This window comes from Inquilinus limosus MP06 (genome assembly GCF_000767795.1).
Classification (GTDB): domain Bacteria; phylum Pseudomonadota; class Alphaproteobacteria; order DSM-16000; family Inquilinaceae; genus Inquilinus; species Inquilinus limosus_E.
The window spans coordinates 1-5675 of the sequence record NZ_JANX01000426.1 but is presented as its reverse complement, the minus strand read 5'-3'; the positions used below and the strand labels follow the sequence as shown (position 1 = coordinate 5675).

General features: G+C 68.6%; 6 protein-coding genes. 4 read left to right on the top strand and 2 right to left on the bottom strand.

Annotated features, from left to right (window positions below; translation table 11 throughout):
• Nucleotides 1–454: hypothetical protein (locus tag P409_RS24875; protein ID WP_202964800.1), on the bottom strand; the 454-nt coding region annotated here is incomplete at its 3' end.
• Nucleotides 455–572: 118 nt separating this feature from the next.
• Between P409_RS24875 and P409_RS24870 the strand changes: the two genes are divergently transcribed.
• From P409_RS24870 to P409_RS24860, 3 genes are read left to right on the top strand one after another with little or no spacing between them, the layout of a single operon-like run.
• On the top strand, nt 573–1709 hold the full coding sequence (locus P409_RS24870) for a peptidase C39 family protein (protein ID WP_034844869.1): 1137 nt from the start codon (nt 573–575) through the stop codon (nt 1707–1709).
• Entirely contained in the window at nt 1706–3169 is a 1464-nt protein-coding gene (locus tag P409_RS24865; RefSeq protein ID WP_034844867.1) for a RimK family protein, read from the top strand. The genes P409_RS24870 and P409_RS24865 overlap by 4 nt, the downstream gene beginning before the upstream one ends.
• Nucleotides 3170–3193: 24 nt before the next feature.
• Complete coding sequence (locus tag P409_RS24860) at nt 3194–3793, top strand: DUF4893 domain-containing protein (protein ID WP_034844865.1); 600 nt, start codon at nt 3194–3196, stop codon at nt 3791–3793.
• A 9-nt stretch (nt 3794–3802) separates the two neighbouring features.
• Here the strand turns inward: P409_RS24860 and P409_RS24855 are convergent, their stop codons facing one another.
• Nucleotides 3803–4648 carry a helix-turn-helix domain-containing protein gene (locus P409_RS24855; RefSeq protein ID WP_034844864.1) on the bottom strand — a complete coding sequence of 282 codons (846 nt, stop codon included), beginning with the start codon at nt 4646–4648 and terminating at the stop codon, nt 3803–3805.
• 162 nt (nt 4649–4810) lie between these two features.
• Here P409_RS24855 and P409_RS24850 point away from each other — a divergent pair, with 162 nt between their 5' ends.
• A complete protein-coding gene (locus P409_RS24850; protein ID WP_034844863.1) occupies nt 4811–5566 on the top strand; it encodes an SDR family oxidoreductase in 756 nt (251 codons plus the stop codon).
• Nucleotides 5567–5675: the final 109 nt, after the last annotated feature.

Here is a 5675-nt window from a genome sequence, read left to right as displayed (position 1 = left end):
GCACCGACCGGGTGGTCGCCCACCAGATGCACCAGCCCGCGACGACCGCGCCCAGGGTGATGCCGATCAGGCCGAGGGCGCCCAGCACCCCGGTCGCCAGATGCATGCCGTTGACCAGCAGCAGCCGGTCGACATAGAGGCTGACCGGCCGGCCGAAGGAGATCTGGGTGGCGAGGTCGGCCAGCTTGATGATCGCGACCAGCAGGCCGAGGCCGCCGAGGGTGACGGCCAGGGCGCGCGACCGCCGCAGCGGCGGCATCAGGATCAGGGCGGCGACCAGCACCGCCAGCTCGACCGGCACCGAGGCCAGGCCATAGATTTGCCAGCCGTCGGGGGCGGAGGGCACACCGAGCAGCAGCACCAGCCACAGCAGCGCCGCGGCCAGGCTGATCCCGCTGTAGAGCGGCGCGAGTCGGCTGCGGGGGCGGGGGAGGGCGGCGTTGCTGGCGGTCATGGCGGCGAAAAATGGCACAGCTTTCGGTGGCGGATGGATGAATTCGCGGTCATCTCCGAATAGCCCCTGGTGCGGGACCGGCATCGGCGCGATAACCGATCCGAGATTCGACTGCGCGATGCCCGACCACCGCTCCGCCGCCCCGACCGCCGAGACCATCCGGATCGCCACGCCAGACGACGTGCCGCGGCTGCTGGAGATCGAATCCCGTGCCTTCGATCATGACCGCATCAGCCGCCGCAGCTTCCTGCATCTGCTGACCAGGGGCCACGCCGTCTGCCTGGCGGCGGAGGAGGATGGCCGGCTGCTCGGCTACGCCTTGGTGCTGCTGCGCCGGACCACGGCGCTGGCCCGGCTCTACTCCCTCGCGGTCGACCCGGAGATCCGCGGCCGGGGCCTCGGCGCCCGGCTGCTGGAGGCCGCGGAGCGGGCGGCGCATGACGAGGGCGCACTGTTCCTGCGGTTGGAGGTGCGGCCGGACAACGCCAGGGCGATCGCGCTCTATGAGTCGCGCGGCTACCGCCATTTCGGGCGCTATCTCGACTTCTACGAGGACCATGCCGACGCGTTGCGCTTCGAGAAGCGGCTGGGGACCGAAGACCTGCCGCAGACCGACCTGCACGTGCCCTATTACGCCCAGACCACCAACTTCACCTGCGGCGCCGCGACACTGCTGATGGCGCTGAAGGCGCTGGACCCGGCGACGGAACTGACCCGAGCGCGCGAGCTGCGGCTGTGGCGCGAGGCGACGACGATCTACATGACCTCGGGCCATGGCGGCTGCGACCCCTACGGCATGGCGCTGGCGGCGCATGACCGCGGGCTGCGGGCACGGATCTTCGTCAGCGACGATTCCCTGCTGTTCCTCGACGGCGTCCGCAGCCCGGACAAGAAGGCGGTGATGACGGTGGTGCAGGAGGATTTCCGCGCCCGCTGCGCTCGCCGCCGGATCGAGGTGGTGCACCGTGCCCTCGGTTTGCCTGAAATGTGCGGCCTGATCTCCGAAGGCGCGATTCCGATCGTGCTGATCAGCTTGTTCCGGGGTTATGGCGAAAAAAATCCGCACTGGGTGGTCGCAAACGGCTTCGACGAGCGTTTCATCTATGTGCACGACCCCTGGGTCGCGGTGACGGAGATGGAGAGCGCCTCGGCCAAGGCCAACCTCCCGATCCCGCGCCGGGAGTTCGAGCGCATGGCCCGCTACGGCCGCACCCAGCTCAGGGCCGCGGTCGTGCTCAGCAGGAAGGCCCAATGAGCGGTTGGATCATCGTCGTCGACCGTATCGGCGACTTCAAGGGCGACCCGGACGGCCGCCAGCTCGTCACCGCCCGGGACTACATCGCCCGGCCGCAGATGCTGAAGACGGGGGACGCGAAGGTCATCAACCTGACCCGGTCCACCGCCTATATGACGCGGGGCTACTACGTCTCGCTGCTGGCCGAGGCCCGCGCCCACCGGGTCATCCCGATGGTCGAGACCATCCTCGATCTCGGCCAGAAGACGCTCTACAAGATCGCCCTGCCGGACCTGGAGGATGACCTCAACCGCCGGATCAAGCGGCTGTCGGTGCCGCCGGGCGGGCCGTTCAAGGTGATCATCTGCTTCGGCCGGGCCGATGACGACCGGTTCCAGGATTTCGGCCGCCGGGTGTTCGACTGGTTCCGCGCCCCGATCCTCGAGGTCAAGGTCCGCTTCACCGACCGCTTCCGCATCGCCTCGATCGGCGAGCTCTCGATCGCCGACATCGAGGGCGAGACCGAGGCCTTCTTCTACGACACGCTCGACCTCTACACCCGCCAGGGCTGGCGGAACCCGAAGGAGAACAAGCCGGCCAAGTATACCCTTGCCGTGCTGTTCAACCCGAAGGAGGAGTTCGCGCCCTCGACCCACCGCTCGATCCTGAAGCTCGCCCGCGTGGCCGAGACCATGGACATGGAGGTGGAGGTCATCGAGAAGAAGGACCTGCTGCGCCTGGCCGAATACGACGCGCTGTTCATCCGCGAGACCACGGCGATCGACAATCACACCTTCCGCTTCGCCCGCCGGGCGGAGCAGGAGGGCATGCCGGTGATCGACGACAGCACCTCGATCCTGCGCTGCACCAACAAGGTCTATCTCTACGAGCTCCTGTCCGCGAACAAGATCCCGACGCCGAAGACCGTGGTGGTCGACAGCCTGAAGAACATCGAGCGGGTGGAGGAGGAGTTCGCCTATCCGATCGTGCTGAAGATCCCGGACGGGTCCTTCAGCCGCGGCGTGTTCAAGGCCAATGACCGGCGCGAGCTGGAGCAGATGGCCGAACAGCTCTTGGACGATTCCGACGTCATCCTGGCGCAGGAGTTCATGCCGACCGAGCATGACTGGCGCGTCGGCGTGCTGGATGGTGAGCCGCTGTTCGTCTGCCAGTACATGATGGCGAAGAAGCACTGGCAGATCGTCCGCCACTCCGCCGACGGCAAGGTCGGCTGGGGCAACTTCAAGACCTTCGCGCTGGACGAGGTGCCGGCCGAGGTGCTGGACGTCGCGGTGCGCGCGGCCAAGCTGATCGGCGACGGCCTCTACGGCGTCGACCTGAAGCAGACCGAGAAGGGCGTGTTCGTGATCGAGATCAACGACAACCCCAATCTCGATCATGGCTGCGAGGATCTGGTCGCCAAGGACGATCTGTGGCGGCGGGTCTGCCGCTGGTTCATCGACCGTATCGACGCCGGCTGATCCGGCGCACGGAGGGGGAACGGAATGGTGCTTCGCGCAACGCTGGCGATGGTCCTCGCCCTGGCCGCGGCGGTGCCCGCGCTGGCCGATGGCGACCTGCCGGGCAAGCTCTCGGCCGACGACAAGCAGCGGCTCGAGAGCTTCGATTCCGTGCGCGGCGAGGCGATCGGCGCCGCCCGTGAGAGCGACGACAAGGCAGCGGTGGCGACGCTGGACCAGATCCTGTCCGGCAAGCCGCAGGCGATCCGCGGCGCCACCGACCTGGCCGGCACCTGGCGCTGCCGGGTGGCAAAGCTGGGCGGCAGCGACACCCTGCCGCTGGTGATCTATGACTGGTTCCGCTGCCGCATCACCGATGACGGGGCCGGGCTGCGGCTGGACAAGATCTCCGGCTCGCAGCGCACCGCCGGCACCTTCTACGACGACGCCAACCCCGACCGGCTGACCTATGTCGGCACGTCCTATTACGGCTCTGAGGGCAAGCCGAAGCCCTATGGCAAGGACGCCGAGCGCGACCAGGTCGCCTATCTGGTCCGGGTCGGGCCCGACCGGCTGCGGCTGGAATTCCCGTCGCCGCGCTTCGAATCCCAGTTCGACATCATGGAGCTTGAGCGCAGCCGCTGAGGCCCGCGGTCAGGCCTCGTCGCGCCAGCGCCGGCGGAAGTCCCGCGGCGCCACCCCGACATGGCGCCTGAAGGCGGTGGTCAGGTGGCTGTGGCTGGCGAAGCCGGTCTCCAGCGCGATCGCGGTGATGTCCTGTGCCGTGTTGGCCAAGAGCCAGCGCACCCGGCGCAGCCGTTGGGCGATGACATATTGCGCCGGGGTGGTGCCGAAGGCCGCCCGGAAGGCGATCAGCAGGTTGTGCGGGCTCATCCCGGCGATCGTGGCCAGGTCGTCCAGCGTGATCCGGTCGCCGAGATGGGTGTGGATGCGCTCCTGCAGCCGCGCCTGGGCCCGCTCGTTCAGCCGCGGGCCGCGCGGGCCCGCAGCGGCGGGCCCCGTGCGATAGCGCTGCGCCAGGTGCAGCGCCAGGGCCTGGCCCAGGCTGTCGCCCAGCATGCCCGAGAGATCGTCATCCTCGCCGATCAGCCCGGCCAGCCGCTCGACCGAGCGGTACAGGAATTCGTCGCGATGGGCGAAGCGGGGCGCGATCCTGCCATCCCCGGCCAGCTCCGTCAGCGCCTCCGGCTCGACATACAGCACGCCATAGCGGATGCGGCCGCCGCTGGCCTGGCTGGCATAGCGCCGGCCCGCCGGAACCACCCAGATGTCGCCGGCCGAAGGCGGGCCGGGGCGGGCGGCGACGCCGTCCAGCTCGGTCTCCAGCCGTTTCATCGGGCCACCCAGATGTACGATCACCGCATGCCGCGGCTCGCGCATCTGCCAGGCCGTCGCGGCGCGGATGTCCTCGCGCGTGACCACCAGCTCGACCGGGCCCCAGCGCCCCTGGATCTCGGTCGGAATGGAAGGGCCTGCCATCGCACCTGCCTGCCGAAGAGAGAGAAGGATAAAATTTTATCTACTCTAGATGCCGCCGGAGAATCTGCAAGTGAAGCGGGTATCCTGGAAGCGCAGCCGTCCGCCGGCTGGCACGCTCCCTCCATCGGCCGGACGGTCCGGCCCGTATCGGAGGAGCATGCCATGACCACCCAGCCCCTCAAGGACAAGGTCGTCGTCATCGGCGGCGGCGCCAAGAATCTCGGTGGCCTGATCAGCCGTGACCTGGCCGGCGTCGGCGCCCGGATCGCCATCAACTTCAACAGCGACGGCACCAGGGCGGCGGCCGAGGAGACCGTGGCCGCGGTCAAGGCCGCGGGCGGCGATGCTTTCGCCCTGCAGGGCGACCTGACCCGGGTGGCCGAGGTCGAGCGCCTGTTCGCCGAGGCCAAGGCGCGTTTCGGCCGGGTCGACATCGCGGTCAACACCGCCGGCAAGGTGCTGAAGAAGCCTTTCGTCGAGACCACCGAGGCCGAGTACGACGAGATGTTCGCGGTCAACTCCAAGGCCGCCTATTTCTTCATTCGTGAGGCCGGCAAGACGCTGGAGGATGGCGGGCGGATCATCACCATCGTCACCTCGCTGCTGGCCGCCTTCACCGGCCTCTACTCGACCTATGCCGGGGCCAAGGCACCGGTCGAGCATTTCACCCGCGCCGCGGCCAAGGAGTTCGGGGCCCGCGGCATCTCGGTCAACAACATCGGTCCGGGACCGATGGACACGCCGTTCTTTTACCCGGCGGAAACGCCGGATTCCGTGGCCTATCACACCGCGGCCTCGGCGCTGGGCGGACTGACGAAGATCCAGGAGATCGTGCCGATCGTCCGCTTCCTGGCGACCGAGGGCGGCTGGATCACCGGCCAGACCCTGTTCGCCAATGGCGGCTACACCACCCGTTAGGGACGGCAGGGGATGGGCGCCCTCGCGGAGGCCGGGGAGGGCTGGGCGCTGGCACCCATCCTGTCCTGGCTGTTCCGCCGGGGCCGCTTCCTGGCCGACCCGAACGCGT